Below are 25,536 nucleotides of genomic sequence, written 5' to 3'. Positions count from 1 at the left end.
GGATCGGGGTCCAGAACCCCGGGAACGTCTGGTTGAATCGACACGTACCGCCCCATCGGGGAGGTCCAGCTGGGGAGGCACCTTGTCCGACCGCTACGACGTGCAGTTCGTGACCATCCACGGACACCGCCGCGCGTACGTGCGCGCAGGCTCCGGCCCCGTCGTGCTCCTGCTCCACGGCCTCGGCTGCGACCACACCACCTGGGACCCGGTCATCGAGTCGCTCAGCCGGCGCTACACCGTCATCGCGCCCGACCTGCTCGGTCACGGCCAGTCGGACAAGCCGCGCGCCGACTACAGCGTCGGTGGCTACGCCAACGGCATGCGTGACCTGCTGACGGTCCTGGGGATCGACAAGGTCACCGTGATCGGGCACAGCTTCGGCGGTGGCGTGGCGATGCAGTTCGCCTACCAGTTCCCCGAGCGCACCGAGCGCCTGATGCTGGTGTCCTCCGGCGGCCTCGGGCCCGAGGTGACCCCGGCGATCCGGGCGATCACCACCCCGGGCTTCCACGAGGTGATGGGGGTGCTGACGCTCCCCGGGATCCGGCACCTCGGCGTCGCCGGGCTCCGCACGCTCTCGGCCCTGGGCTGGAAGTCGACCCGGGACCTCGACGAGGTCGCGGACGTCTTCGACCGGTTCAAGGACCCGGCCGCGCGGCACGCGATCCGGCACGTCGTGCGCGCCGTCGTCGACTGGCACGGCCAGATCGTGACGATGGCCGACCGCGCGTACCTGACCGAGGAGATGCCGATGTGGGTCGTGTGGGGCCGCGACGACCGGGTGATCCCGGTGCGGCACGCGTCGTACGCCGCGAAGTTCGCGCCGAGCTCGCGCGTCGAGGTGATCCCCGACGCGGGCCACTTCCCGCACAAGGACCACCCCTACCGCTTCAGCCGCATCGTCCACGACTTCATCCGCTCGACCGAGCCGGCGAAGTACTCCCGGGCGCGCTTCCGGGCGCTGCTCAAGAACGGCTCCGACGCGCCTGCACCGGCACCGCTGCGGGTCGTCGCCGACATCTAGGGACGAAGCAGGGCGGCAACCCTCGCGGGTTGCCGCCCTGTCCATGTCCGCGGGTGGTGCTGCTAGGCGGCGCCACCCTCCTGCTTCACGTCCGCGACGGCCGTCGGGTCGTCGATCCGGTAGCGGGCGAAGGCCTCCTCGACCTTGTGCCGCTCGATCTGACCCGCGTCGGCGAGTGCCTGGAGCGTCTGCACGACCACCGACTCCGCGTCGATGTGGAAGAAGCGGCGCGCAGCCGGGCGGGTGTCGGCGAAGCCGAACCCGTCCGCACCGAGCACGCGGTAGTCCGCGGGCACCCAGCGAGCGATCTGGAGGGGTACGGCGCGCATGAAGTCCGACACCGCGACCACCGGGCCCTCGGCGCCCGCCAGCTTGTCGGTGACGTACGCCGTGCGCGGGCTCTCGCCGGGGTGGAGCAGGTTCCACTCCTCCGCGGCGACCGCGTCGCGGGCGAGCTCGTTCCAGGAGGTGACCGACCAGGTGTCGGCCCGGACACCCCACTCCTCGGCGAGCATCTCCTGTGCCTTCTTGACCCACGGGAAGCCGACGCCGGAGGCGAGCAGCTGGACCCGGGGTCCGTCACCCTCGGCCGACGACACGTGGTGGATGCCCTTGAGGATCCCCTCGACGTCGACGTCCTCGGGCTCGGCCGGCTGGGAGACCGGCTCGTTGTAGACGGTCATGTAGAAGATGACGTTCTCGGCGTCCTCGCCGTACATCCGCTCGAGGCCGGAGCGCATCACGTGGCCGACCTCGTAGGCGAACGCCGGGTCGTAGTGCACGACCGCGGGGTTGGTCGCCGCGAGCAGCGGCGAGTGCCCGTCGGCGTGCTGCAGGCCCTCACCGGTCAGGGTGGTGCGGCCGGCCGTGGCTCCGATCAGGAAGCCGCGCGCGAGCTGGTCGGCCATCGCCCAGATGGAGTCACCGGTCCGCTGGAACCCGAACATCGAGTAGAAGATGTAGAACGGGATCATGTGCTCGCCGTGCGTGGAGTACGCCGAGCCCGCGGCCGTCGCGGAGGCCATCGCGCCGGCCTCCGAGATGCCCTCGTGGAGCATCTGGCCCTGCGCCGACTCCTTGTAGGAGAGCAACATATTGCGGTCGACCGAGTCGTACTGCTGACCGCCCGGGTTGTAGACCTTCGCGCTCGGGAACATCGCGTCCATGCCGAAGGTGCGGTACTCGTCGGGTGCGATCGGGACGAGTCGCTTGCCGATCTCCGGGTCCTTCATCCAGTCCCGGAGCAGGCGGACCGCGGCCATCGTGGTCGCGATGGAGTTCTTGCCGGAGCCCTGCTTGAGCTCCTTGTACATGTCGTCGCCGGGCAGCGTGAGGTTCTTCGCCCGCAGCACCCGCTTGGGCAGCGAGCCGCCGAGCTGCTTGCGCCGGTCGAGCATGTACTCGATCTCCGGTGCGTTGGCGCCCGGGTGGAAGAACGGCGCGCCGCCGGTCTCCTCGTACGAGCGCTCGAGGTCGCGGTCGGAGATCGGCAGGTAGAGGCGGTCCCGGAACTTCTTGAGGTCGTCCTGGGTCAGCTTCTTCATCTGGTGGGTGGCGTTCTTGCCCTCCAGCGCGTCGATCGTCCAGCCCTTGATGGTCTTGGCGAGGATCACGGTCGGCTGGCCGACGTGCTTGGTGGCGGCGTCGAAGGCGGCGTACACCTTGCGGTAGTCGTGGCCGCCACGCGGGAGCTTCTCGATCTGCTGGTCGCTCATGTGCTCGACCATCTTGCGCAGCCGCGGGTCGCCGCCGAAGAAGTTCTCGCGGACGTACGCGCCGTCCTCGACCGAGTAGGTCTGGAAGGCGCCGTCGGGCGTCGTGTTCATCTTGTTGACGAGCACCCCGTCGACGTCGCGGGCGAGGAGCGGGTCCCAGCCCTGGCCCCACACGACCTTGATGACGTTCCAGCCGGCACCGCGGAAGTTGGCCTCGAGCTCCTGGATGATCTTGCCGTTGCCGGTGACCGGTCCGTCGAGCTGCTGCAGGTTGCAGTTGATCACCCAGGTGAGGTTGTCGAGCTCCTCACGGGCGGCGATCCGGATCGCGCCGAGCGACTCGGGCTCGGCCATCTCGCCGTCGCCGAGGAACGCCCAGACGTGCTGGTCGGCGGTGTCCTTGATGCCCCGGTTGGCCAGGTAGCGGTTGAAGCGCGCCTGGTAGATCGAGTTGATGCCGGTCAGGCCCATCGACACCGTCGGGAACTCCCAGAACTCCGGCATCAGCCGGGGGTGGGGGTACGACGACAGACCGGCGTGCGGCCCGTGCTGGACCTCCTGGCGGAAGCGGTAGAGCTGCTCCTCGGTCAGCCGGCCCTCGAGGAAGGCGCGGGCGTAGATGCCGGGGGAGGCGTGGCCCTGGATGTAGATCTGGTCGCCGCCGCCGGGGTGGTCCTTGCCGCGGAAGAAGTGGTTGAAGCCGACCTCGTAGAGGCTGGCCGACGACTGGTACGTCGCGATGTGGCCGCCGACCTCGAGGCCCTTGCGGTTGGCGCTGGAGACCATGACGGCGGCGTTCCACCGGATGAACGCGCGGATCCGGCGCTCGGCCTCCTCGTCACCGGGGAACCACGGCTCGCGCTCGGGCGGGATCGTGTTGATGTAGTCGGTGCTCCGCAGCGCGGGGACCCCGACCTGCATCTCGCGAGCCCGCTCCAACAGGCGGAGCATGACGTAGCGAGCGCGTTCGCGACCCCGCTCGCCGACGAGGGAGTCGAACGAGTCGATCCAGTCGTTGGTCTCGTCGGGATCGATGTCGGGCAGCTGGGTGGGCAGGCCTTCGTGGATGACGGTCGGGATCGTGCCGCTCCGCTTGGTGTCCGTGCCAGAAGTGGGGGTGGTTTCTTCGGTCACGTGCTCATCCTTGCACTCGCCCGGACAGCACGAAATTTACCCATGAGTACGGACGCGTTCGGGGCCCGGTTGTGGACACGGGTTGCGCGCCCGCAGGAACTCCGGTGGACTGACCCCCACTTCGAACGCGTGCGGCACCGTGTCGCGCACAACTGTCAGGAGGCGTCCGTTGAGCTCGACCCCGGGTGGTGGGACCACCCAAACTGACTCTGAGTCCACTCCAGCCGGCCGGCTCGGCTTCAAGCCGGGCCTGGTAGTGCAGGAGCTGGGATGGGACACCGACGCCGACGACGTGCTCCGGGTGTCGATCGAGGACACCATCGACGCCGACCTGGTCGACGCCGACTACGGCAACGTCGTGGACGCCGTGCTGCTGTGGTGGCGCGACGAGGACGGTGACCTGGTCGACGGGCTCGTCGACGCCTTGACGGACCTGGTCGGCGGTGGCGCCATCTGGCTGCTGACGCCGAAGGTCGGCCGCCCCAACGCCGTCGACCCGGCCGACATCGCCGAGGCCGCGCCGATCGCCGGTCTCTCCCAGACCACGACCGCTGCCGTCAGCAAGGAGTGGTCGGCGACCCGACTGGTCGCGCCGAAGACCCCGGCGTAGCGTCGGTCACGGCGCCGGGACGTTTCCGGCCCCGGGTCGTTGGGACCGCGTCCCGACCGCCGGCTGGAAGGCTGCTACGTGCCCGTGCTCCCCAAGGTCCTCGCTGGCATCGATGCCGGTGGGACGACGCTCAAGGTCCTCGGCAGGGCCGGCGTGCTCCGGCCGCACAGCCCGATCGCGCTTGCCCGGGCCGCCAAGGCGCTCAAGGACTGGGGGGTCGGCCCGGCCGGCGGGTTCACCGCGGCCGCGCTGCTCGACCCCCGCCGTACCGCCATCGTCGACGAGCTCGGCTCCCTGACGTACGACGAGGTGCACCGGCGCTCCAACGCGCTGGCCCGGGCGCTCGCCGATCTCGGCGTCTCCGCCGGCGACGGCGTCGCGGTGATGTGCCGCAACCACCGGGGCTTCATCGACGCGAGCCTCGCGACCGCCAAGCTCGGCGCCGACATCCTCTACCTCAACACCGCCTTCGCGGGACCTCAGCTGGTCGACGTCATCGAGCGGGAACGGCCACGGGTGGTCATCCACGACGAGGAGTTCGCTGGGCTGCTCGCCGGCGCCGACGTCGCCGAGCGGGTCCTCGCCTGGGTCGACGGCCCCACCGACCTGGCCACCCTCGAGACGCTGATCGGCTCGAGCTCCGACGAGGACCTCCCGCCCGCGGGCCGCAACGGCCGGATCGTGATCCTGACGTCCGGGACGACCGGGACCCCCAAGGGCGCGCCCCGCAGCGAGGCGGGCGTCGAGGCCGCCGTCTCCCTGCTGTCGCGGATGCCGCTGCACTACGGCTGGCGGACCCACATTGCCGCTCCGCTCTTCCACACCTGGGGCTTCGCGCACCTCGCCCTGGCGATGCTGCTCGGGTCGACGATGGTGCTGCGCCGCAAGTTCGACCCGGAGGGGTTCCTCGACGTGATCGAGTCCGAGCGCTGCGACTCGGTCGTGGTGATCCCGGTGATGCTCCAGCGGACCCTGGGACTGCCCGACGAGACCCTCGACCGCTACGACCTGTCCCGGGTCCGGGTCGTCGCCTCGTCCGGCTCGGCGCTGCCGGGAGACCTGGCGCTGGAGTGGATGGACCGGTTCGGCGACCACCTCTACAACATGTACGGCTCGACCGAGGTGGCCTACGCCTCGATCGCCACGCCCGAGGACCTGCGCGCCGCGCCCGCAGCGGCCGGCAGGCCGCCGTACGCGACGATCGTGAAGATCCTCGACCCCGACGGCCGCGAGCTGCCGCCGGGGGAGACCGGTCGCATCTTCGTCGGCAACGGGCTGCTCTTCGAGGGCTACACCGGCGGCGGTGGCAAGGAGGTCGTCGACGGGCTGATGTCGACCGGCGACGTCGGACGCTTCGACGAGGACGGCCGGCTCCACGTGTCGGGCCGCGACGACGAGATGATCGTCTCCGGCGGGGAGAACGTCTTCCCCAAGGAGGTCGAGGACACGCTGATGCGCCACGAGGCTGTCGTCGAGGTGGCGGCGATCGGCGTCGAGGACCCCGAGTTCGGGCAGCGGCTGAGGGCGTACGTCGTGGCCAACGGCGACGTCAGCGAGGACGAGCTCAAGGGCCACGTGAAGGACAACCTGGCCCGGTTCAAGGTGCCGCGGGAGATCGTCTTCATCGACGAGCTGCCCCGCAACGCGACCGGCAAGGTGCTCAAGCGGGAGCTCTCCAGCGACTGACCCTGCCGATTGAGGGGGCGTCGGCGGCCAGTGACAGGATGCTGCCTATGACCGGACTCGAGCTCGGGGGACCTGCACCCGACTTCACCCTGCGCGACCAGTTCGGCCAGGATGTCTCGCTCTCGTCGTACCGCGACAAGAAGGCGGTCGCGATCCTCTTCTACCCCTACGCGTTCTCCGGTGTCTGCACCGGCGAGATGACCGGGGTCCGCAACCGGCTCGACGAGTTCCTGACCTTCGAGACCGAGGTGCTCGCGATCTCGTGCGACCCGGTCTACGCGCTGCGGGCCTTCGCCGACCAGGACGGGCTCAACTTCCCGTTGCTGTCGGACTTCTGGCCGCACGGCGAGGTCGCCCGCGCCTTCGAGGTCTTCGACGAGGCCAAGGGCTGCCCGCGGCGGTCGTCGTACGTCGTCGACAAGCAGGGCCGGCTGCGCTGGGCCGTGCACAACGCGATGCCCGAGGGCCGCGACCTCGACGAGCACCTGCGCCAGCTCACGGCCGCCGTCTAGACCTGGCGCTCGGTCGGCGCCTGTTGTGGTGCGAAACGGATGACATCGAGCCGGGTCTGCCCCTACTCTCGTCTTCGTTGAACCGCAGGCGACCCGAGACGCCTGCGGTTCAACTTCATTTCTGAGTCACTTCGTGCGTAGTCTTGCCGCGCTCCGGGGCGTATAGCTCAGCGGTAGAGCACCTCCCTTACAAGGAGGTGGTCGGGGGTTCGATCCCCTCTGCGCCCACTGCAAGCCCGGCTCGCCCCCGACCGTCAAGGGTTGACCGTGGTGCCGTCGTCGAACCGGTTGCCGGTCCACAGGTTCCCGGTCGCGCTGCTCTGGAACGAGGTGGCCGGACCGTACACCCCGCACTTGCCGTTGGTGCCGCGCTCGAAGACGTTGTCGACGAACCGGATCTGCGTCGCGACCGGGAACCGCTTGGCCGGCTGGTAGCCGCCATAGGCGCAGTAGCTGATCGACGACGCGTTGGCCTTGAGCAGGTTGCCCTCGACGAGGACGTCGTAGACGCGCTCGAAGTCACCGAACAGGCTCACGTCGGCGGTGCACCCGCCGTCGTTGCTGTTCAGGGTGGAGTCGCAGTGCAGCGTGTTGTGTCGCAGCACGATCCCGTGTCCACCGTTGGTGATGAACGCGTTCGTGTGGAACGACTTCGCCGGGTCGTTGTACTGGCCGTGGAGCCATGAGTCGGTCACGGTGCAGGTCGACTGGCAGTGCACGCTGTGCTGTCCGCCGGTGACCTCGACGCGGGTGAGCGTCAGGTTGCCGCCCCACACCGCGCCCTCGTAGTAGCCGGGGGCCCGCACCTCGGAGTCGGTGATCGACAGCTTGCTGCCGGCGTCAGGGTCGGTCATCTCCACGCGGGCAGCAGGCTGTTGCGGATCGTGAGCGTCGTGCCGTCCTGGTTGGCGATCAGCTCGCCGCACTTCGCCGCCACGTTCTTGCTGTCGATGGTGACGTTCGACTGGGCAGCGAGCGTGCACGGCCCTGTGTACGCCGTCAGGGTGCCGGTCGGGCCGGTGTTGCCAGCGTTCGGCCAGCCACTCGCCGGCGGCACGGTCGGCGTGCTCGATGGAGTGCTGCTCGGAGTGACGGTCGGGGTCGGGGTCGGGGTCTGAGTGGGTGTCGGGGTGGGGGTCGGGGTTGCGGTGACCGTCGCGGTGACGGTCACCGTCGGAGGCCGCGGCACGGTGCACACCACCGTGATCTGTGAACCGGCCGGGACCTCGGTGACGGCCGGAGCGGCCGAGCAGGAGGCGGTGGCGGGGTCGTCGGCGGAGACCGCAGCGGCGGCCATGGTGGCGGTGAGTGCCGCTGCGGTGGTCGCTGCGGCGATGACGAAGTACTTGACGCGCATGGACAGGCAACTTCCAGGAGGTCTGAAGGGGGATCAGGGATCACCACGTCGACGCGAGGGTCTGGGGGCCTGGCGGGCGAGCTTGGCTCGTACATGCGACACCTTCCCGCCGCACACCGGGTCTGAACGTGACTACTGCCGACAGTTCCGGTCCCTTTGACCGCGGGTGGTGATGCCCGCGCCGAGGTGGTCCGGCACGGGACCGGATGGCGGGGTTGTCCCGGCGTGAGGCCCTCAAGCACCTGGGAAGTGGAGGTAGTAGGTTTTCGCCATGATCCGGTTACTGGTCAGCTTCGTCATACAGCTGGCGGCCAACGCGCTCGGCCTGCTCGTGGCCGACTGGGTGCTGGAGGACGTCGAGGTGTCGGGCACGGCCTTCCTGGTCGCCGTCGTGATCTTCACGGTCGTCTACGCGATCGCCCAGCCGTTCCTGACGCAGCTCGCGCTGAGCAAGGCGACGGCGCTGCGTGGCGCGACGGCCCTGGTGGCGACGCTGATCGGGCTGATCATCACGTCGCTGGTCTCCGACGGGCTCTCGATCTCGGGTGGTCTCACGTGGCTCGAGGCGACGGTCATCGTCTGGATCGTGTCGCTGCTCGGCACGCTGATCCTGCCGTTGATCTTCGTGAAGAAGAAGGTCGGGGAGAAGCGCGGCTGATGCCCGGAACTCAGAGCTCGATCTCGGAGCGACTCGACGGGCAGCACGTCCTCCTCACCGGTGTCACCGGGTTCGTGGGAGAGGCGCTGCTGCACCTGATGCTCGCGAAGGTGCCCGGCGTGCGCGTCACGGTGCTGGTGCGCCCCAAGGGCTCGACGTCCGGCACCGCCCGGACCGCGTCGCTGCTCAAGAAGCCGATCTTCGCCGACGTCGTCGAGGCCGCGGGCGGCATCGAGGAGCTGATGGCGGCGCGGGTCGGCGTCCTCGAGGGCGACCTGTACGACGCTCCCGAGCTGCCCTCCGGCCTGGACGCGATCGTCCACTGCGCCGGTGACGTGTCCTTCGACCCACCGGTCGACGACGGCTTCCGCACCAACGTGCAGGGGGCGCGCGAGCTGCTGGCGCGGGTCCGTGAGGCCGGGCCGGACATCCACTACGTGCACATCTCGACGGCGTACGTCGCGGGGCGTCGCCGCGGCAGCATCCCCGAGGGGCCGGTGCCGCAGGTCGTCGACCTGGAGGCCGAGCTGGCCTGGGGACTCGGTCAGCGCCAGGCGATCGAGCACCGCTCGCGGGGCACCGAGGTGCTCACCGCCGAGCGCAAGAAGGCCGAGAAGGAGCACAGTCGGGCCGGCCTGCTGACGGCGGCCAACGCCACCGAGGAGGCCCGCAAGCAGTGGGTCAAGGACGAGCTGGTCCGCGTCGGTGCCGAGCGGGCCCGCAGCCTCGGCTGGACCGACTGCTACACGTTCACCAAGGCCCTCGGCGAGCGCATCGTCGAGGAGCACGCGCGCACCAACCGGGTCTCGATCGTGCGCCCGAGCATCATCGAGTCCGCGCTCGTCTCGCCGTACCCCGGCTGGATCGAGGGCTTCAAGATGATGGAGCCGCTGATCCTGGCCTACGGCCGCGGCGAGCTGCCGGAGATGCCCGGGGCTGCTGACACCACCGTCGACGTCGTGCCCGTCGACCACGTCGTCGCCGCGATCGTCGCCGTCCTCGCACACCCGCCGGAGGTCGGCACCCCGGCGTACTTCCACGTCTCGTCGGGCGACCGCAACCCGCTGACCTTCCGGACGCTCTACCAGAACGTCCGCGCCTACTTCGACGCCCACCCGTTCAAGTCCGGCGACCGCGGGGCGACCCGGCTGCCCGAGTGGCGCTTCCCGGGCTCGCAGTCCGTCGAGCGGCTGCTCAGCACCAGCGAGCGCGCGTTCAAGGTGGCCGACTACGTCATCGGCCACGCGCCGCGCAGCGATCGCACGCGTGACCTGGCGCGCAAGCTCGACCAGCAGGGCCGGCGGCTGGAGTTCCTGCGGCGCTACCTCGGGCTCTACCAGGAGTACGCCCAGGCGGAGCTGCAGTTCTCCGACATCAACACGCTGGCCCTCTACCGCTCGCTGTCCGAGGAGGACCAGGAGACGTTCGCGTTCGACACCGCGGTCGTCGACTGGAAGGTCTACCTGCAGGACATCCACTGCCCGGCCGTGACCGCGCCGATCCGCCGTCTCGACGAGGTGCGGGCCGCGCGCCGGAAGCCGAGCGCGACGGCCCCCAAGCCGCTCGTCGAGAAGCCCGACATCGCGGCGTTCTTCGACATGGACGGGACGCTGCTGTCCTCCAACGTCATCGAGACCTACCTGTGGCTGCGGCTGCAGGAGCTCTCGGGGTCCGAGAGGTTCGCCGAGCTGAGCCGGATCGCCGCGAAGGTGCCGAGCCTCGTGCAGGCCGAGCGGCGCGAGCGGAGCGCGTTCCTGCGCTCCGTCTACCGGGAGTACGACGGTGCGCGGCTCGCCGACCTCGACGCCATCGCCGACGAGCACCTCACCGACCACATCCTCACGCGGCTGTCGCCGGCCGCCGTCCGCAAGATCCGCGAGCACCGCGCCGCCGGCCACCGGACCGTGTTGATCACCGGCGCCATCCGGCCGCTCACCCGGCCGCTGATCCCGCTCTTCGACCACATCGAGGCGGCCGAGCTGGCCGTCGACGAGCGGGGCGTGTGCACGGGCTACCTCGCCTCCTCGCCGCTGGTGGGGGAGTCGCGGGCGGCGTGGATGCGGCAGTACGCCGCGGACCACGGCATCGACCTGGCGTCGTCGTACGGCTATGCGGACTCCCACTCCGACCTGCCGCTGCTGGAGGCCGTGGGGCGCCCGGTCGCCGTACGGCCCGACGTGCCGCTCTTCCGGCACGCCCGCAAGGCGCGCTGGACGATCGTCGACTGGCAGAGCTCGAGCTCCAACACCCGCACCCTCAACCCGGCAGGGGGCTAGCCATGATGCTCGCGCTGGAGATGTTCCGGTCGGTGCCGCGCACCGTGGCCGGTCGCGCCGTCGGCGGACGGATGCCCGGCATCCTGTCCGGCTTCGCCGCCCCGTTGCGGCTGATGACGATCGACGAGCCCAAGGTCGACCGGCCCGGCTGGGCCCGGCTCAAGACCCGGCTGTCCGGGATCTGCGGGTCCGACCTGGGCATGCTGTCCGGCAAGACCAGCCTCTACTTCTCGGCCGTGGTCTCGCTGCCGTTCGTGCCCGGCCACGAGGTCGTCGCCGAGCTGCTCGACGACTGCGAGGACCTGCCGGCGGGCACCCGGGTCGTCGTCGACCCGGTGCTGACCTGCGCGGCGCGCGGCGTCGAGCCGTGCGAGGCGTGCGTCACCGGCGCGACCAACCGCTGCTCGCGGATCACCGTCGGCCACCTGTCGCCCGGGCTGCAGACCGGCTTCTGCAAGGACACCGGCGGCGGGTGGGGCCAGCAGCTCACGGCGCACCGCAGCCAGCTGCACCCGGTGCCCGAGGGCTTCTCCGACGAGCAGGCGATCCTGATCGAGCCGCTGGCCTGTGCGGTGCACACCGCGCTGCGGGCCGGCGTCGTCACCAACGACCGCGTGCTGGTCAGCGGCGCCGGGTCGGTGGGGCTCTTCGCCACCCTCGCGCTGCGCCAGCTCACCGACGCCGGCGAGATCATCGTGGTCGCCAAGCACAAGCACCAGAAGGAGCTCGCGCGCGAGTTCGGCGCGACCGAGGTGGTGGCGCCGGGCGAGGTCCTGCGCCGGGTCCGCCGCTCGACGGGTGCCTTCCAGCTCCAGCCGGAGTTCTCCGCGCCGTACCTCCTCGGCGGCGTGGACGTCGCCGTCGACGCCGTCGGCAGCAAGCAGTCGCTCGAGACGTCGCTCAACGCCACCCGCGCGGGTGGCCGCGTGGTGCTCTCGGGTATGCCGGCCGCGGCCGACCTCTCGGCCGCGTGGTTCCGGGAGCTCGAGGTCGTCGGCACCTACGCGTCGTCCCAGCACGAGGAGTCCTTCCGGATCGCGACCGAGCTCGCGGCCACGGACGCCGTCCAGCAGCTCGCCAAGAACGTCGCGACCTATCCGCTGCACCGCTGGCGGGAAGCGCTCGACCATGCCCACTCGGCCGGCCGTCTCGGCACGGTCAAGGTGGCCTTCGACCCCAGGAGCACAAGATGAGTCGCCCCGGTTTCGTCCTCGACGTCGACGACCGCACCCCACCCCTGCTCGTCCACGAGGGCCTCGGCTTCCGGCTGGAGAGCTTCCCGCTCGGCACCCGCGTCATCTACCCGCCCGAGTCGCTGCCGGCCGTGCCGGACGTCGACCAGGCCATCGTGGACGCGCTGCTGCACCCGCAGGACATGGACCCGCTGCCGGAGCTGCTGTTCGCGGGGATGAAGCTGACGATCGCGTTCGACGACATCTCGCTGCCGCTCCCGACGATGCGCCCGCCGGACATCCGGGGCCGGATCATCGAGCACGTCCTGACGATGGCGGCCGACGCCGGGGTCGACGACGTCGAGCTGATCGCGGCCAACGCGCTGCACCGCCGGATGACGGCCGCCGAGCTCAAGCACATCGTGGGGGAGCGGGTCTTCCGGTCGTTCTACCCGCAGGGCAAGCTCTACAACTTCGACGCGGAGGACCGCGACAACCTCTCCCACCTCGGCACCACCGACAAGGGCGAGGACATCGAGATCAGCAAGCGGGCCGCGGAGTCCGACCTGCTGATCTACGTCAACGTCAACCTCGTGGCGATGGACGGCGGCCACAAGTCGGTCGGCATCGGGCTGGCGTCGTACAAGTCCCTGCGCCACCACCACAACGCCAAGACGATGGTGCAGTCGCGGTCGTTCATGGACCACAAGCACTCCGCCATGCACCACTCCGCGTGGCGGATCGGTCGGGTCATCAAGGACACCGTCAAGGTCTTCCAGATCGAGACGACGCTCAACAACGACATCTTCCCGAAGCCCTACGACTTCCTGCAGAAGCGTGAGTGGGAGTGGTCGCTCAAGGACCAGGCCTCGATGCTCGCGATGAAGCGCGGGATCTCGATCGCACCGCCCAAGCTCAAGCACAAGATGTTCCACGACCTGCGGTCGGTCTACGGCCTGACCGGCGTCAACGCCGGCGAGGTCGAGGCGGTGCACACCAAGACGCTGGAGAAGGTGCACCAGCAGCACCTGGTCGAGGTGCAGGGCCAGTCCGACGTGCTCGTGATGGGGATCCCGTACGTCGGGCCCTACAACGTGAACTCGTCGCTCAACCCGATCCTGGCCACCTGCATGGGCCTCGGCTACTACTTCAACTCCTACATCGGCCAGCCCGTCGTCCGGAAGGGCGGCGCGGTGATCCTCTATCACCCGCTCAACGAGGGCTTCAACCAGCTGCACCACCCGTCGTACGTCGACTTCTACGAGGAGGTCCTCGCGGAGTCGACCGACCCGGCGGTGGTGGGGGAGAAGTACGAGCAGCAGTTCGCCGAGGACCCCTGGTACAAGCACCTCTACCGGACCTCGCACGCCTACCACGGCGTCCACCCGTTCTACATGTGGTACTGGGCGGCGCACGCGATGGATCACGTCGACGAGGTCATCTGGGTCGGCGCCGACCGCAAGGTCGCCGCGCGGCTCGGCTTCCGGGCCGCGACGACGCTCGCGGACGCGCTGGAGATGGCATCCGGGACCGTCGGCAGCAGCCCGTCGATCACCTACCTCCACAACCCGCCGCACCTGCTGGCGCACGTGAAATGACGGGCGTCGTCAGGGGCGGCATCGCCGACGTCAAGCAGGTCGCACGCGGCTGGCGCTGGGGCCGGCGCTCGCAGGTGCCGCGCTCCGCGGAGGAGTTCGTGCCGCCCGCGAAGTCGACGGTCTTCCCGAGCGACTGGTCCCGTCGACGCCCCGCGATCGCCGCGCGGGAGGTCGCGCAGAAGGGTGCTCTCCAGCCGCTCTTCCGCTCCGTGAGCCGCACCCAGGTCGAGGGGCTCGACGTCCTCGACCGCATCGACGGCCCGGTCATCTTCGTGGCCAACCACGCCTCCCACCTCGACACCCCGCTGATCCTGCTGTCGCTGCCCGACGAGTGGCGACGGCGTACGGCGGTGGCGGCCGCGGCCGACTACTTCTTCGACACCTGGTGGCGCGCGGTCGGGTCGTCGCTGTTCTTCAACACGTTCCCGATCGACCGCCGCGGCGGCACCATGGCCGCCACGCCGGGCGAGGTGCTGGCCGACGGCTGGAGCCTGGTGATCTTCCCGGAGGGCACCCGCTCGACCGACGGCTGGATGGGCAAGTTCCGGATGGGTGCGGCGTTCCTGGCGAAGGAGCACGGCGTCCCGGTGGTGCCGGTCGCGCACCGTGGGACGTACGCCGCGATGCCGCGCGGCCAGGGCTGGCCCTCGCCGGGCCGTCGGCAGCTCACGATCCGCTTCGGCGAGCCGTTGGTGGCCGGCGAGGACGAGTCGGTGCGCGAGTTCGCGCCGCGGATCAAGGATGCCGTCGCCGCGCTCCTGGACGAGGACCGCAGCACCTGGTGGGAGGCCCGCAAGCGGGTCGCCGCGGGCGCCGTACCCGATCCGTCCGGGCCGCAGGTCGCCCAGTGGCGGCGGGTGTGGGAGCAGACCGAGTCCCCGGTCGCCGAGGCGCCCACGCGACGGCTGGCGGCCTGGCGACGCTGAGGCGTCGCCGGGATGAGAGGTCCCTCATCAGGACCTCATGGTCACCTCACCGGCGCCCGGAAGAGTCCTCCTCGTAGTCACAACCGACACGAGGAGACGACGATGAACACCCTGAAGACGACCGGTTCTCTCGGGCTCGCCGGGCTGGTGGCCGCCGGGCTGATCGCCTGGCAGGCGCCGTTGGCGTTCGCCGACCACGGTTCCGACGACCGCGGTCGCGACGACCACGGCCACCACAGCAAGGCGGCGAAGCGCGACGACGACGCCGCGGTGGTCGTCACGACCGTGGACGACGACGATGACGGCGACGACACCGGGCTCGGTCACCAGACCCGGACCAACACCCGCGGCGGGGACCACGCCGGCGACCACACCGGCACCCGGACGCGCGGCGGCAACACCGACCACAGCCGGAGCAGGAGCGTCCGCGACCTCACCAACGACGGCCCGGGGCGCCACCACGTGGACCACTCGCGGCACCACACCAACGACGGCACCCGGCACAACACCCGCGGCTGATGAGCCCGCTCGCCTCCTGGGGTTTCGCCGAGGGTGACGAGATCACCGCCGAGCTGACGGCCGTCCGTCGGCTCGGCGGTGGGTCGGGCTACGAGGCCTACCTCGCGTTCGACGAGATCACCTACGGACCCGTCGTGGTGAAGGTGGTCCGGCCCGACCAGGTCGCCGACGAGCACAGCCTGCGCGGCCTCGCCCGCGAGGTCGAGGCGCTCGCGACGGTCAACCACCCCGTCGTCGTACGCGGCCTGCGCCACGAGCTCGACGGCCCGCGACCGCACGTGGTCCTGGAGCAGCTCGACGGGCCGCGCCTGTCGACGTTGGTACGCCGCTACGGGCCGCTGCCGGAGCAGCAGTACCTCCCGCTCGCGATCGAGGTCGCCAGCGCGCTGCACTACCTGCGCCGGATCGGCTGGGTGCACCTGGACGTGAAGCCGAGCAACGTGATCATGGGCGCCCCCGCCAGGCTGATCGACCTCTCGGTCGCCCGGCCCCTCGACGCCGCCGCCGGCACCCGGCGGATCGGCACCGACGCCTACATGTCGCCGGAGCAGTGGGACCCGGAGCGGTACGGCGCACCGTCCCCCGCGTCGGATGTCTGGGGCCTCGGCGCGACGCTCTTCGAGGCGGTCGCTGGCCACCGCGCGGTCGACCTCCCCACCGAGGAGCCGGCCGCGCTGCCGGACCGCGTGCCGGGCGAGGTCGCGAAGACGATCACCGCCTGCCTGGAGCTCCGCGCCACCGACCGTCCCACGCCACGGGAGGTCGCCGAGGCGCTCGAGCCGGTGCTGGACCGGCAGCCCGCCGTACGCCTGAACTGACCGGCTACCGCTCGCCGACGCCCAGGCGACCGCCGAGCGCTGCGGCCTCGGCCCGGTTGGCCACGGACAGCTTGGTCAGGATGCTGGACACGTGGTGCTCGGCGGTCTTGCGGCTGATGAAGAGCGTCGAGGCGATCTCGGGGTTGCTGCGGCCGGCGGTCACCAGGGCCAGGACCTCCAGCTCGCGCCCGCTCAGGGTGGCCAGCCCCTCGGGGACGGGCGGACCTCCGGATGGTCGGGCCAGGCGGCGGGTGCGCTCGGCCTGGTAGGGACTCGCGAGCAGCTCGAAGCGCGGGGCCAGGTCCGCGAGAGCCACGGTGTCACCACCGGCCATCAGCGCGGCCCGCTCGACGAGCAGGCCGGCCACCTCGTTGCCGCGGGCCGCCGCGGCCGCCCGGGCGAGACGGTCGTCGATGTCGGCCGCGGACGTGAGCGCGCCGACCTCGGCCCAGAGCCCGGCGTACCACGGGAGCCACAGCTGCTGGTGCCAGCGACAACCACCAGGCACCTCGTCCGGCCCGAAGGACAGCAGGTCGGCGGCGCGCTGCGTCTCGTCGCGGTGCAGGAGGTAGAGCGCGTCGAGGACGGCCGGCCAGATGAGGGTCGGGTCGTCGCACCGCCCGGGCTCGCGGGCGACCTGACGCGTGATCGTCGTCCACTCGGCGCGTCCCTGGTCGTCGCCGAGGACGCCGAGCACCATCGCGACGGCGTACGTCGCCGGCGCGAAGTTGTTGACCACCGGCCGTCCGGCGCGCTCCCACGACGTACGGAACGCGCGCGCCTGCGCGACGACCTCGTCGAGCTCGCCGGCGAGGGCGGTCAGCTCCAGCTGGCGGACGAGCCCGATCTGGGGCTCCTCCCGCAGGAAAGGGAGCGCCGCGAGCGCGTCCGCGTGACGGCGTCCCTCGGTGAGCAGGCCGGAGGCCAGGCACACGTGCGCGGCCATCAGGTGGACGTCGGCGTGGTCCATGCCGGTGGCGGCGTCGACCGGGACCGTCGCCATCCCTCGCAGCCGGGTACGCACCGTCGCCAGCGCGTCGGTCAGCTCCCCGGCCTCGAGCTGGGCGGCACACACCTCGTCGAGCGCCGTGTCGACGAGGAGGGCGTCGCCCGTCCGCCGGGCCAGCTCGACGGCGTCCTCGGTGTCGGCGACGTCCCGGGGTCGGTCCCCGCGGGCGGCCTGCGCGACGGCGATCGCTGCCTCGACGGCCGGGTCGCCGCCTCCCAGCTCTCGGGCGCGGGTCAGCAGGTCGTCGGTGGTGCCCTCGGGCACCGGCCCGTCCATCGTGCCCTCGTGGCGGTGCCACCAGGTCGCCGCGTGGCAGAGGTAGAGGCCGGCGGCCCCACGGTCGCCGGCCTCGAGCGCGGCGGACGCGGCCCGCTCGCAGATGGTCACGGCCTCGCTGCCGGCGTAGCGCGCGAGGGCCGCTCGCGAGGCGAGGAAGAGCAGCTCGTGGCGCCGGGCCGGCGACCCGGTCAGCTCCGCTGCCAGGACGTGGCTGCGCTGGGCCTCACCGGGACGGCCGCGCTCGAAGACCGCGACCGCGACGAGCTCGGCGAGCTCCGCGGCCTCGGCCTGGTACGCCGGCGCGCTCGACGCCCAGCCCAGGGCGGCGCGGGCGTCGTCCAGCACCCCGTCCAGCTCGACGCACCAGGCGGTGTCGCCGGGGATGCGGGAGACCAGGTCGCGCAGGCGGGACCGGCACCAGTCGAGGTGCCGGGCGTGCCGGGCATCGAGCTCGTCCAGCTCGGCGGAGCGCTCGGCGGCGTACTGGCGGATGGTCTCGAGCAGCCGGTAGCGCGTGGGGCTCCCGGGCCGCAGCGCGACCAGGTTCCAGTCGACCAGCCGACCGAGGACGTCGAGCAGGCGGTCCGGCGAGCGGTCCGCGACGTACGCCGCCGACGCGAGGTCGAAGGGGGCCGCGAAGACCGCCATGGCGCGCAGCACCACCTGCTCGTCGTCGTCGAGCAGGTGGTAGCTCCAGTCGACGGCGGCGCGCAGCGAGCCGTGGCGGTCGTCGGTCGGGTGTCCGTAGCTGAGCACGTCGTGGCCCCGGCTGAGCGCCAGCTGCAACCCGTCCAGCCCGAAGCTCGGCGCCCGGGCGGCGGCGAGCTCGATGGCGAGCGCCATGCCGTCGAGGAGCCGGCAGATACCGCGCGCCAGGTCGATCTGCTGACCGGTCAGCCGCTCGGGGGCGCCACTGGCGGCCATCCGCGTCTCGAAGAGCGCGACGGCGTCGCCCTCGTCGATCGACAGGCCCGGCACGGCGAAGACCGTCTCGCCCGCCAGGTGCAGCCGGATCCTGCTGGTCGCCAGGATCCGCAACGACGGACATGCTCCGAGCAGGTCGGTCGCCGCGGTGCGTGCTCCGGCGAGCAGGTGCTCGCAGTTGTCGAGGACGACGAGGACGTCGCGGTCGCGCAAGGTCGCCACCAGGGCCTCGGTCCTCGAGGAGCCCGCACGCTCGGGCACCCCGACGGCCTCGGCGACGGCCGCGACCACCATCTCGTCGTCGGTCACCGTCACGAGGTCGACGAACACGACGCCGTCGGCGAAGCCGTCGACCAGGTCCTCGGCGACGGCCAGGCAGAGCCGGGTCTTGCCCACGCCGCCCGGCCCGGTCGCCGTCACGAGACGGTTGGCGCGAAGGGCGTCCGCGAGCGCGGCGCGCTCCGCGGACCGGCCGATGAACGGGGTGAGCGGCCTCGGTAGCGCGGCGAGCGGGAGCGCGTCTGCCGCGCGCCGGGAGTCGACGCCCATGCCCTCGATTGTGGCACGGGCGTCGGCTTCCACGGCGGGGTCAGGAGGCGGCCAGCGAGGCGGTCTGCGGACCGAACTCGTTGGCCACCACCGACACCGTGTTGGCGGGAAACCCGCCGCGACGGGCGTGCTCGAGGATCGTGTCGACGTGCTCGGTCTCGTGCACGCAGTAGATCTTGTCGCCGGCGACGTAGCTGTTGACCCACGTGTAGGGCACGTCCAGCCCGGCCACGACGTCGTTCGACGCCTTCGCGATGTCGGCGAGCTCGGCCTGCGACAGCTGGCTGGCGCCCGGGATCTCGCGCTCGATCATGAACCGCTTCATGGGACTTCCTCCTGGTCTGCGACCGGCACCGTGCCGGTCGGCGGGACCAGCATCGGGTCGTGGCGCCACGACCCACATCGGGGAGGTGCCCCATCCGCCTCCCGCATTGCGGAGGTGGGGTCAGTGCCAGTCGCTGATCATCACGTCGTGCGGCGCCGGGGCGCCGGTGCCGGTCTCGACGAGCTGCTTGAGGCTCATCAGGTACGTCGCCCACTTGGTGCTGCAGTGGTGCATGAAGTCGCCGGGCTCGGCCCACCCCTCGTGCGTGAACATCACGATCGTGTAGCCGTCGACCTCGGAGAGGTCGAAGGTGACGTGGGTGCCGACCCACTCCGGCGGACCGTCGGCGACCTGCCAGCGGACCCGCTTGGCGGGCTCGAGCTCGACGACCTCCATGTCGAAGCCGCCGGGGATGAACCGGAACTCCAGCGTGCCGCCGACCTCGGGGTCGCCGGTCGTCCGGTCCGTCCACCACCCGGCCAGGCCGTCGACCGTGGTGAGGGCTTCGTAGACCTCGGTGGGGGACGCCTTCTCGACGCCGACCCGGTGCAGGATGTCGACCATTGCTTTACCTCTTCTCCTCGTTGTCGGACTGGTCCTGGGTGCGTTGGATCGACTCGGCGATCCGCTTGATCCGGTTGAGTCGGGCGTCCCAGGCCGCCCCGACCGCCGCGAGCTGGTCGACCGCCCGGCCGAACTGTTCGTCGTCCACCTGGTACCTCTTCTCCCGCCCGTACGGCGTCGCGTGGACCAGGCCGACCCGGTCCAGCACGCCGAGGTGCTTGGCGACGGCCTGGCGAGTCACGGGCAGCTGCTCGCTCAGGCTGGTGGCGGTGCCGGCACCGCCGGTCAGCAGCAGGTCGAGCATCCGCCGTCGGGTCGGGTCGCCGACCGCTGACCAGAGGTCGTCGTCGATCGCGACGGTCATCGGGAGACCAGGCGGTCGGCGTACGTCTCCAGGCGCGGGATGAAGTAGTCCCAGCCCTCGACGTGCTCGTGGTAGGCCGCCTCGAGCACCGCCGCCTCCCAGCCCATCTCGCGGAAGCCGGTCTCGGTCATCCGCAGCTGTGTGCCGCCGCCCGACGGGGTCAGCTCGAAGGTCACCAGCAGGGAGTTGCCCGGGACAGGCTCCTGGCCGACGCCGTGGGTCCAGCGGAAGACGAACCGCCGCGGCGGGTCGGACTCCACCACCGTCAGCTGCTCGACGTTGGCGCGTGGGTTGTCCTCGTCGCCCCAGATCAGCTCGCCGGTCGCGCCGGGCGTCGCCGAGGGGAGCGTGGCGTCGTCCGGCCACCACTCCTTGAGGTGCTCCGCCTGGCTGACGACCTGGAACACCACCTCCGGCGATGCCTGGACGTGGATCTCGCGTTCGATGCTGGCGTACTCCATGGATCTGCCTTCCTTGTGCAACGTTTGGTTGCACAAGACCGTACGCCACCGCGAGCCAATCCGCAACCTTTGGTTGCTCCTGGTGTCGGTGGGAGTTTTGTCGGCCGGCCGACAAAACTCACGCTTGGACGACAAAGCTTCATCGTCCAGGCAGGAGTTTCATCGGCCAGCCGATGAAACTCTCCCCGCGGGCGACCCACAGCCGCCGCGCGGCTACCGGTTGAAGCGGTAGCCCATCCCGCGGACGGTCGTGATCGCCTGCGGGCCGAGCTTCTTGCGCAGGTAGCCGACGTACACGTCCACGACGTTGGAGCCCGGGTCGAAGTCCATGTCCCAGACGTGGTCGAGCAGCTGCTCGCGCGAGAGCACCTGGCCGGGGTTGACCATGAACATCTCCGCGAGGGCGAACTCGCGGGCCGAGAGCTCCACCTGGCGGCCGCCGACGTCGGCCCGGCGGCTGCGTACGTCGAGCCGCACACCGCCGCACTCGACGACCTCGTCGCGAGTCCGCCCCCCGTCCGCGGGCTGCCGCAGCCGGAGCCGGACCCGGGCGAGCAGCTCGGCGAACCGGAACGGCTTGGGCATGTAGTCGTCCGCGCCGCCCTCGAGGGCCGACACGGTGTCGCCGACGGAGTCGCGCGCGGTGAGGACGATGACCGGGAGCTGCGAGCCCTGCGAGCGCAGCCGGCCGAGCACCTCGAAGCCGTCGAGCCCGGGCAGCCCGATGTCGAGCACCATCAGGTCGAAGTCGTCGCTCAGGGCGTGCTCGAGGCCTTCGCGCCCGTCGGCCACGCACGTGGTCAGGTGGCCGTCTGCGCGCAGCCCCTTCGCGACGAACGAGGCGATGCGCTGCTCGTCCTCGACGATCAGGATCCGGGCCACTCGTCCTCCAGGGTCTGCATCCTCGGCAAGGTCACGACGAAGCGGGCGCCCGGTGGATCGGCGTCCTCCACCCTGACGGTGCCGCCGTGCGCCCGCACGACGGCCGCCACGATGGAGAGGCCGAGGCCGAAGCCCTCGTCACCAGGGGGTACGGCGGAGCGGCCGAAACGTTCAAAGATCAGCGCACGATCCGCGGGCGGCACGCCCGGGCCGGTGTCGCGCACCCACAACCGGGCCTCGGTCGCGGTCGCCGACGAACCGATGGCGACGGTGTCGCCGTCGCGCGTGTGCTTGACCGCGTTGTCGGCGAGCTGGAGCACGGCCTGGGTGAGGCGCTGCTGGTCGGCGACGATCTTGATGTCCGCGGTGCCGTCGAGCACCCACTCGCGGTCGCCGAGCCCACGGGCCTTGGCGACCAGGTCCCGGGTGAGGCCGCCGAGGTCCATCGGCTCGGTGCGCAGGAAGTCGGGCCGGTCGCTCTTGGCGAGCAGGATCAGGTCGCCGACCAGGCGGGACATCCGGTCGATCTCGTCGAGCAGCAGCAGGCGTGTCTCCGCGACGTCCTCCGCGTTGCCGGTGTCGAGCAGCTCGAGGTGTCCGCGCAGCACGGTCAGCGGCGTCTTGAGCTCGTGGCCGGCGTCGTCGAGGAACTCCCGCTGCCCGACGAACGCCGACTCCAGCCGCGCCAGCATCCCGTTGAACGTCCGGGTCAGCGCGGTGAGGTCGTCGTTGCCGGTGACGGGCAGCCGTTGCGACAGGTCGCTCTCCGAGATGTCCTCGGCGGTCTCGCGCAGGGTCCGCAGCGGCGAGAGCAGGCGGCCGGAGACCCATGCCGCCATCGCGGTCACGAGGAGCAGGGTCAGCGCGGCGACGATGGCGTAGGTGCGCATGGTCTCCTGCAAGCCGGCGCGCGCCCGGTCCAGGAAGGTGACGACGACCAGGGCGCCGGTGCGGCCGCCCTGGTCGATGCGCTGGGTGGAGATCTGGAGCTCACCGAAGTCGGAGTCGACGGTCGTCGTGCCGTTGTCGGCGAGCAGGGGGCGTACGACGTCCGGCAGCCACGCGCTGCCGCTGATCTCGTCCCACTCGGGCGACTGGGCGCCCACCGCGTCGTCCCACCACCCGACGAGCAGCTCGTCGTCGTCGGGCACGTTGCGTTGGAGGAAGAGCCGCACCATCGCTTCAGGGCTCGCGAACGGCTGCCCGGTCGACGGGTCGACGCCGTCCTTCTGGAGCTTCGCCAGCTCGGCGAACTCCTGGTCGACCTCGGCGGCGACCTGCTGGTCGAGCCGCCGGGACTCGATGGTGGCCACGACGACACCGGCCAGGACGAGGCCGGCGAGCACGAGCAGGGCGACCGATGCCGTGATGCGGGTCCGGACCGAGACGCTAGTCCTCGTCACCGCCACCGTGCCCACTGTGGTCGTCGTGCCCGCTGTGGTCGTCGCCGCCGCGACCCCGGTGGTCCTCGCCGTCGTCGTCGCCGTGGTCGTCGTGGTCGTCCAGGTCGTCGTAGTCCGGGGTGATGACCTCGACGTCATCGTCATCGTCGGCGGACTCGGACGGTTGCGACGACGGAGTGGTCGACGGCGACGGCTTCGACGAGGGAGTGGCCGACGGGGTCGAGCTCGGGCCGGGCTCGCGGATCTCGATCGTCTGTCGTGGCGCCGGGTCGTCGGCCGCGGACGCGGCGAGCGCGCCCACGACGTACGCCCCCATCGGGACGACGAGCGCGAGCCCGAGCACGACCTTCCACACCGTCTTCATGTGCTCACCATCCTCCCCGACCGTGGGGCGATCGTGAGAGCGGGATGAGAGGACTCTCATCCCGGCCGGTCGTGGCTACAGTGGCCGCATGATCGTCCCGTTCAGCGTTGCGGACTTCATCGACCGGGCCGTGCAGGTGTACGGCGAGCGGGTGGGCGTCGTCGACGAGCCCGACCAACCGGCCCCACCTCTGGGTGGTGGCGAGCTCACGTACGCCGAGATCGGTGCGCTCGCCAAGCGGCTCGCCGCGCGGCTCGACGAGCTCGGCCTGGAGGTCGGCGACCGGGTGGCGATCGTCAGCCACAACAGCGCCCGGCTGCTCACGGCGTTCTTCGGCGTCAGCGGCTGGGGCCGGGTGCTGGTGCCGGTGAACTTCCGACTGAGCCCCGACGAGGTGCGCTACATCGTCAGCCACTCCGGCGCCCGCGTCCTGCTGGTCGACCCCGAGCTCGAGAGCACGCTGCGCGGCGTCGAGGCGGAGTTCAAGTGGGTCCTCGGCGACGACGACAAGCTCTACGCAGCGGAGGGGACCGAACCCCAGGCGTGGGAGCCGGACGAGAACGCGACGGCGTGCATCAACTACACGTCGGGCACGACCGCGCGACCGAAGGGCGTCCAGATCACGCACCGCAACGTGTGGGTCAACGCGGTCACGTTCGCGATGCACGCGACGGTCTCGGACAGGGACGTCTACCTGCACACGCTGCCGATGTTCCACGCCAACGGGTGGGGGATGCCCTACGCGATGACCGGCCTGGGCGCGAAGCACATCGTGCTGCGCAAGATCGACGGCGCCGAGATCCTGCGCCGGGTGCGCGACCACGGCGTGACCGTGATGTGCGCGGCACCGGCGGTGGCCGCGGCGGTCCTGGAGGCGGCGCAGACCTGGGAGGGCGAGATCCCCGGCCGCGACACGGTCCGGATCATCATGGCCGGGGCGCCGCCGCCGACGAAGACCGTCGCCCGGGTGCAGGAGGAGCTGGGCTGGGAGTTCATCCAGATCTACGGCCTGACCGAGACGTCGCCGCTGCTGACGTTCAACCGGACCCGGGCCGAGTGGGACGACCTGGACGCCGAGGAGCGCGCCGCCAGGCTGACCCGGGCCGGCGCGCCGGCCCTCGGCGTACGCCTGGCGATCTCGGAGGAGCCGGAGAACGAGGGCGAGGTGCTCGCGCGGTCCAACGTGGTGCTCGAGGGCTACTGGGAGCAGCCCGAGGAGAGCGCGCGGGCGCTGGCCGGTGGCTGGTTCCACACCGGTGACGGCGGCGTGATCGGCGACGACGGCTACCTGACGATCTCGGACCGCAAGAAGGACGTCATCATCACCGGCGGCGAGAACGTCTCCTCGATCGAGGTCGAGGACGTGATCTTCTCCCACCCGGCGGTCGCCGAGGTCGCCGTCATCGGCATCCCCAGCGAGAAGTGGGGCGAGACGATCATGGCGCTCGTCGTCCTCGCCGAGGGGGAGCAGGTGACCGAGGCCGAGCTGATCGCCTGGTGCAAGGAACGGGCCGCGGGCTACAAGGCGCCGACCGTCATCGAGTTCCGCGAGGACCTCGCCCGGACCGCCACCGGCAAGCTGCAGAAGTTCAAGCTGCGCGAGCCGTACTGGAAGGACCGCGACCGGCAGGTGAACTAGCCGCCCCTGACGTCGAGGACGACCTCGAACTCGAGGAGCTCGGCACCGGTGGCGACCGGGTTGGCGCGCTGCCCGGCGTGGGCGGCGGCCGCGCCGCCGTCGCGCCAGGCGGCGAAGGACTCCTCGTCCTCCCAATGGGTGACGACGAAGTAGCGGTCCTCGCCCTTGACCGGGCGGAGCAGCTGGAACCCGAGGAAGCCGGGGGAGCCGTCGACCGTGTGGGCGCGGTGGGCGAACCGCTTCTCGAGCTCTTCGTGGTTGTCGGCGGGGACCGAGATGGCATTGATCTTCACGACGGACATGTCTCGACCCTAGCCAGGCCGCACCGGGTCGCCGACCCGGATGGTCCCCGAGGACAGAGCCCGGAAGGCGGTGCCGCCACGGCGACGCAGCGCGGCCCGACCGCCAGGCCCGATGCTCGTCTCCATGATCTTGCAGGGCGCGGCGATGCGGACGACCTCCAGCAGGACGTCGCCGACGAGGAGTCGGGTGCCGGGCTCGGTCGGGACCGGTACGTCGACCGTGACGTTGCGCCGCGTCATCGGAGGTGTCACGGGCGCGCCGAGGTCGGCTGCAGCCGCCTCGAGGTCGGCGGCCGACTGCACCGTGACGTGCCGGTGGCGGGTGCCGTGGTAGCGATCGCCGACGATCCCGCTGCCGGCCTCGACCACGATCGACCCGCGGGGCTCCATCGCGCTGTGGTGCTCGGGCGCGACGTACAGCGCGGTGACCGTCCCCTCCACGCCGCCCATCCTCCCCGATAGC

At 71.1% G+C, this 25,536-nt stretch carries 25 protein-coding genes and 1 tRNA gene; 13 read left to right on the top strand and 13 right to left on the bottom strand.

Annotated elements, in window-relative coordinates:
• The first annotated feature begins 82 nt into the window (after positions 1-82).
• Positions 83-1,027: an alpha/beta fold hydrolase gene (locus ABEA34_RS19755; RefSeq protein ID WP_345523252.1), complete on the top strand. Its 945-nt coding sequence runs from the start codon at positions 83-85 to the stop codon at positions 1,025-1,027.
• Between the two features lie 62 nt (positions 1,028-1,089).
• Here ABEA34_RS19755 and aceE read toward each other — a convergent pair whose 3' ends face one another.
• Complete coding sequence (aceE, locus tag ABEA34_RS19750) at positions 1,090-3,876, bottom strand: pyruvate dehydrogenase (acetyl-transferring), homodimeric type (protein ID WP_425576896.1); 2,787 nt, start codon at positions 3,874-3,876, stop codon at positions 1,090-1,092.
• A 169-nt stretch (positions 3,877-4,045) separates the two neighbouring features.
• On the opposite strand from aceE, the gene ABEA34_RS19745 reads away from it, so the two are divergent.
• From ABEA34_RS19745 to ABEA34_RS19730, 4 genes are all read left to right on the top strand, one after another.
• Positions 4,046-4,486 (top strand): DUF3052 domain-containing protein, encoded by a 441-nt coding sequence (locus tag ABEA34_RS19745; protein WP_345523251.1) that lies wholly within the window; start codon positions 4,046-4,048, stop codon positions 4,484-4,486.
• 78 nt (positions 4,487-4,564) lie between these two features.
• Positions 4,565-6,172, top strand: a complete 1,608-nt coding sequence (locus tag ABEA34_RS19740) for an AMP-binding protein (RefSeq protein ID WP_345523250.1) — start codon at positions 4,565-4,567, stop codon at positions 6,170-6,172.
• Positions 6,173-6,219: 47 nt separating this feature from the next.
• A complete protein-coding gene (locus ABEA34_RS19735) occupies positions 6,220-6,684 on the top strand; it encodes a peroxiredoxin (RefSeq protein ID WP_345523249.1) in 465 nt (154 codons plus the stop codon).
• A gap of 156 nt (positions 6,685-6,840) precedes the next feature.
• Positions 6,841-6,912 (top strand) — tRNA-Val (locus ABEA34_RS19730).
• 26 nt (positions 6,913-6,938) lie between these two features.
• Here ABEA34_RS19730 and ABEA34_RS19725 read toward each other — a convergent pair.
• Both ABEA34_RS19725 and ABEA34_RS19720 read right to left on the bottom strand, forming a co-directional pair.
• Positions 6,939-7,544 (bottom strand): hypothetical protein, encoded by a 606-nt coding sequence (locus tag ABEA34_RS19725; protein ID WP_345523248.1) that lies wholly within the window; start codon positions 7,542-7,544, stop codon positions 6,939-6,941.
• Entirely contained in the window at positions 7,535-8,041 is a 507-nt protein-coding gene (locus ABEA34_RS19720) for a hypothetical protein (protein WP_345523247.1), read from the bottom strand. Before ABEA34_RS19720 ends, ABEA34_RS19725 begins: the two co-directional genes overlap by 10 nt.
• Positions 8,042-8,312: 271 nt before the next feature.
• On the opposite strand from ABEA34_RS19720, the gene ABEA34_RS19715 reads away from it, so the two are divergent.
• The 7 genes from ABEA34_RS19715 (at position 8,313) to ABEA34_RS19685 (ending at position 16,008) form a co-directional block, all read left to right on the top strand.
• Positions 8,313-8,699, top strand: a complete 387-nt coding sequence (locus ABEA34_RS19715; protein WP_345523246.1) for a phage holin family protein — start codon at positions 8,313-8,315, stop codon at positions 8,697-8,699.
• A complete protein-coding gene (locus ABEA34_RS19710) occupies positions 8,699-10,975 on the top strand; it encodes an HAD-IB family hydrolase (protein WP_345523244.1) in 2,277 nt (758 codons plus the stop codon). Before ABEA34_RS19715 ends, ABEA34_RS19710 begins: the two co-directional genes overlap by 1 nt.
• Before the next feature lie 2 nt (positions 10,976-10,977).
• Positions 10,978-12,168 (top strand): zinc-dependent alcohol dehydrogenase, encoded by a 1,191-nt coding sequence (locus tag ABEA34_RS19705; protein ID WP_345523241.1) that lies wholly within the window; start codon positions 10,978-10,980, stop codon positions 12,166-12,168.
• The gene (larAH, locus tag ABEA34_RS19700; RefSeq protein WP_345523239.1) at positions 12,165-13,745 is read left to right on the top strand and encodes an NPN-dependent hydroxyacid isomerase, LarAH14/15/16 family; all 1,581 of its coding nucleotides are present in this window, start codon (positions 12,165-12,167) and stop codon (positions 13,743-13,745) included. The genes ABEA34_RS19705 and larAH overlap by 4 nt, the downstream gene beginning before the upstream one ends.
• Positions 13,742-14,671, top strand: a complete 930-nt coding sequence (locus ABEA34_RS19695; RefSeq protein ID WP_345523237.1) for a lysophospholipid acyltransferase family protein — start codon at positions 13,742-13,744, stop codon at positions 14,669-14,671. Before larAH ends, ABEA34_RS19695 begins: the two co-directional genes overlap by 4 nt.
• 102 nt (positions 14,672-14,773) lie before the next feature.
• Positions 14,774-15,190, top strand: coding sequence for a hypothetical protein (locus ABEA34_RS19690; protein ID WP_345523235.1), 417 nt, complete (start codon positions 14,774-14,776; stop codon positions 15,188-15,190).
• Positions 15,190-16,008 carry a serine/threonine-protein kinase gene (locus ABEA34_RS19685; protein ID WP_345523233.1) on the top strand — a complete coding sequence of 273 codons (819 nt, stop codon included), beginning with the start codon at positions 15,190-15,192 and terminating at the stop codon, positions 16,006-16,008. Before ABEA34_RS19690 ends, ABEA34_RS19685 begins: the two co-directional genes overlap by 1 nt.
• 4 nt (positions 16,009-16,012) lie before the next feature.
• Here ABEA34_RS19685 and ABEA34_RS19680 read toward each other — a convergent pair whose 3' ends face one another.
• From ABEA34_RS19680 to ABEA34_RS19645, 8 genes are all read right to left on the bottom strand, one after another.
• Positions 16,013-18,769, bottom strand: coding sequence for a LuxR C-terminal-related transcriptional regulator (locus ABEA34_RS19680; RefSeq protein WP_345523231.1), 2,757 nt, complete (start codon positions 18,767-18,769; stop codon positions 16,013-16,015).
• A 40-nt stretch (positions 18,770-18,809) separates the two neighbouring features.
• The gene (locus ABEA34_RS19675) at positions 18,810-19,094 is read right to left on the bottom strand and encodes a DUF4242 domain-containing protein (protein WP_345523229.1); all 285 of its coding nucleotides are present in this window, start codon (positions 19,092-19,094) and stop codon (positions 18,810-18,812) included.
• 120 nt (positions 19,095-19,214) lie between these two features.
• Complete coding sequence (locus tag ABEA34_RS19670; protein WP_345523228.1) at positions 19,215-19,658, bottom strand: SRPBCC family protein; 444 nt, start codon at positions 19,656-19,658, stop codon at positions 19,215-19,217.
• Between the two features lie 4 nt (positions 19,659-19,662).
• On the bottom strand, positions 19,663-20,022 hold the full coding sequence (locus tag ABEA34_RS19665) for an ArsR/SmtB family transcription factor (protein ID WP_345523226.1): 360 nt from the start codon (positions 20,020-20,022) through the stop codon (positions 19,663-19,665).
• Entirely contained in the window at positions 20,019-20,483 is a 465-nt protein-coding gene (locus tag ABEA34_RS19660; RefSeq protein ID WP_345523225.1) for an SRPBCC family protein, read from the bottom strand. The genes ABEA34_RS19665 and ABEA34_RS19660 overlap by 4 nt, the downstream gene beginning before the upstream one ends.
• A gap of 213 nt (positions 20,484-20,696) precedes the next feature.
• Positions 20,697-21,365, bottom strand: a complete 669-nt coding sequence (locus ABEA34_RS19655; RefSeq protein WP_345523223.1) for a response regulator transcription factor — start codon at positions 21,363-21,365, stop codon at positions 20,697-20,699.
• On the bottom strand, positions 21,350-22,768 hold the full coding sequence (locus ABEA34_RS19650) for a sensor histidine kinase (RefSeq protein ID WP_345523222.1): 1,419 nt from the start codon (positions 22,766-22,768) through the stop codon (positions 21,350-21,352). The genes ABEA34_RS19655 and ABEA34_RS19650 overlap by 16 nt, the downstream gene beginning before the upstream one ends.
• Entirely contained in the window at positions 22,755-23,132 is a 378-nt protein-coding gene (locus ABEA34_RS19645; RefSeq protein WP_345523221.1) for a hypothetical protein, read from the bottom strand. Before ABEA34_RS19645 ends, ABEA34_RS19650 begins: the two co-directional genes overlap by 14 nt.
• Before the next feature lie 88 nt (positions 23,133-23,220).
• Between ABEA34_RS19645 and ABEA34_RS19640 the strand changes: the two genes are divergently transcribed.
• Complete coding sequence (locus tag ABEA34_RS19640; RefSeq protein ID WP_345523220.1) at positions 23,221-24,771, top strand: AMP-binding protein; 1,551 nt, start codon at positions 23,221-23,223, stop codon at positions 24,769-24,771.
• Here the strand turns inward: ABEA34_RS19640 and ABEA34_RS19635 are convergent.
• Positions 24,768-25,073 (bottom strand): antibiotic biosynthesis monooxygenase family protein, encoded by a 306-nt coding sequence (locus ABEA34_RS19635; RefSeq protein ID WP_345523219.1) that lies wholly within the window; start codon positions 25,071-25,073, stop codon positions 24,768-24,770. The two genes, ABEA34_RS19640 and ABEA34_RS19635, sit on opposite strands and share 4 nt — an antisense overlap.
• A 9-nt stretch (positions 25,074-25,082) precedes the next feature.
• Entirely contained in the window at positions 25,083-25,514 is a 432-nt protein-coding gene (locus ABEA34_RS19630; protein WP_345523218.1) for an MOSC domain-containing protein, read from the bottom strand.
• Positions 25,515-25,536: the final 22 nt, after the last annotated feature.

Source organism: Nocardioides conyzicola (genome assembly GCF_039543825.1).
Lineage (GTDB): Bacteria > Actinomycetota > Actinomycetes > Propionibacteriales > Nocardioidaceae > Nocardioides > Nocardioides conyzicola.
Note: the sequence above shows the minus strand (reverse complement) of the source record. Positions and strands in the feature narration are given on the sequence as shown.

Excerpts from the sequence above, each read along its gene's own strand:
- ABEA34_RS19715 (WP_345523246.1), top strand. The coding sequence starts at position 8,313 with ATGATCCGGTTACTGGTCAGCTTCGTCATACAGCTGGCGGCCAACGCG.
- ABEA34_RS19695 (WP_345523237.1), top strand. The coding sequence starts at position 13,742 with ATGACGGGCGTCGTCAGGGGCGGCATCGCCGACGTCAAGCAGGTCGCA.
- ABEA34_RS19685 (WP_345523233.1), top strand. The coding sequence starts at position 15,190 with ATGAGCCCGCTCGCCTCCTGGGGTTTCGCCGAGGGTGACGAGATCACC.
- ABEA34_RS19635 (WP_345523219.1), bottom strand. The coding sequence starts at position 25,073 with ATGTCCGTCGTGAAGATCAATGCCATCTCGGTCCCCGCCGACAACCAC.
- ABEA34_RS19675 (WP_345523229.1), bottom strand. The coding sequence starts at position 19,094 with ATGAAGCGGTTCATGATCGAGCGCGAGATCCCGGGCGCCAGCCAGCTG.
- larAH (WP_345523239.1), top strand. The coding sequence starts at position 12,165 with ATGAGTCGCCCCGGTTTCGTCCTCGACGTCGACGACCGCACCCCACCC.
- ABEA34_RS19640 (WP_345523220.1), top strand. The coding sequence starts at position 23,221 with ATGATCGTCCCGTTCAGCGTTGCGGACTTCATCGACCGGGCCGTGCAG.
- ABEA34_RS19670 (WP_345523228.1), bottom strand. The coding sequence starts at position 19,658 with ATGGTCGACATCCTGCACCGGGTCGGCGTCGAGAAGGCGTCCCCCACC.
- ABEA34_RS19665 (WP_345523226.1), bottom strand. The coding sequence starts at position 20,022 with ATGACCGTCGCGATCGACGACGACCTCTGGTCAGCGGTCGGCGACCCG.
- ABEA34_RS19720 (WP_345523247.1), bottom strand. The coding sequence starts at position 8,041 with ATGCGCGTCAAGTACTTCGTCATCGCCGCAGCGACCACCGCAGCGGCA.
- ABEA34_RS19735 (WP_345523249.1), top strand. The coding sequence starts at position 6,220 with ATGACCGGACTCGAGCTCGGGGGACCTGCACCCGACTTCACCCTGCGC.
- ABEA34_RS19690 (WP_345523235.1), top strand. The coding sequence starts at position 14,774 with ATGAACACCCTGAAGACGACCGGTTCTCTCGGGCTCGCCGGGCTGGTG.
- ABEA34_RS19645 (WP_345523221.1), bottom strand. The coding sequence starts at position 23,132 with ATGAAGACGGTGTGGAAGGTCGTGCTCGGGCTCGCGCTCGTCGTCCCG.
- ABEA34_RS19680 (WP_345523231.1), bottom strand. The coding sequence starts at position 18,769 with ATGGGCGTCGACTCCCGGCGCGCGGCAGACGCGCTCCCGCTCGCCGCG.
- ABEA34_RS19710 (WP_345523244.1), top strand. The coding sequence starts at position 8,699 with ATGCCCGGAACTCAGAGCTCGATCTCGGAGCGACTCGACGGGCAGCAC.
- ABEA34_RS19705 (WP_345523241.1), top strand. The coding sequence starts at position 10,978 with ATGATGCTCGCGCTGGAGATGTTCCGGTCGGTGCCGCGCACCGTGGCC.
- ABEA34_RS19660 (WP_345523225.1), bottom strand. The coding sequence starts at position 20,483 with ATGGAGTACGCCAGCATCGAACGCGAGATCCACGTCCAGGCATCGCCG.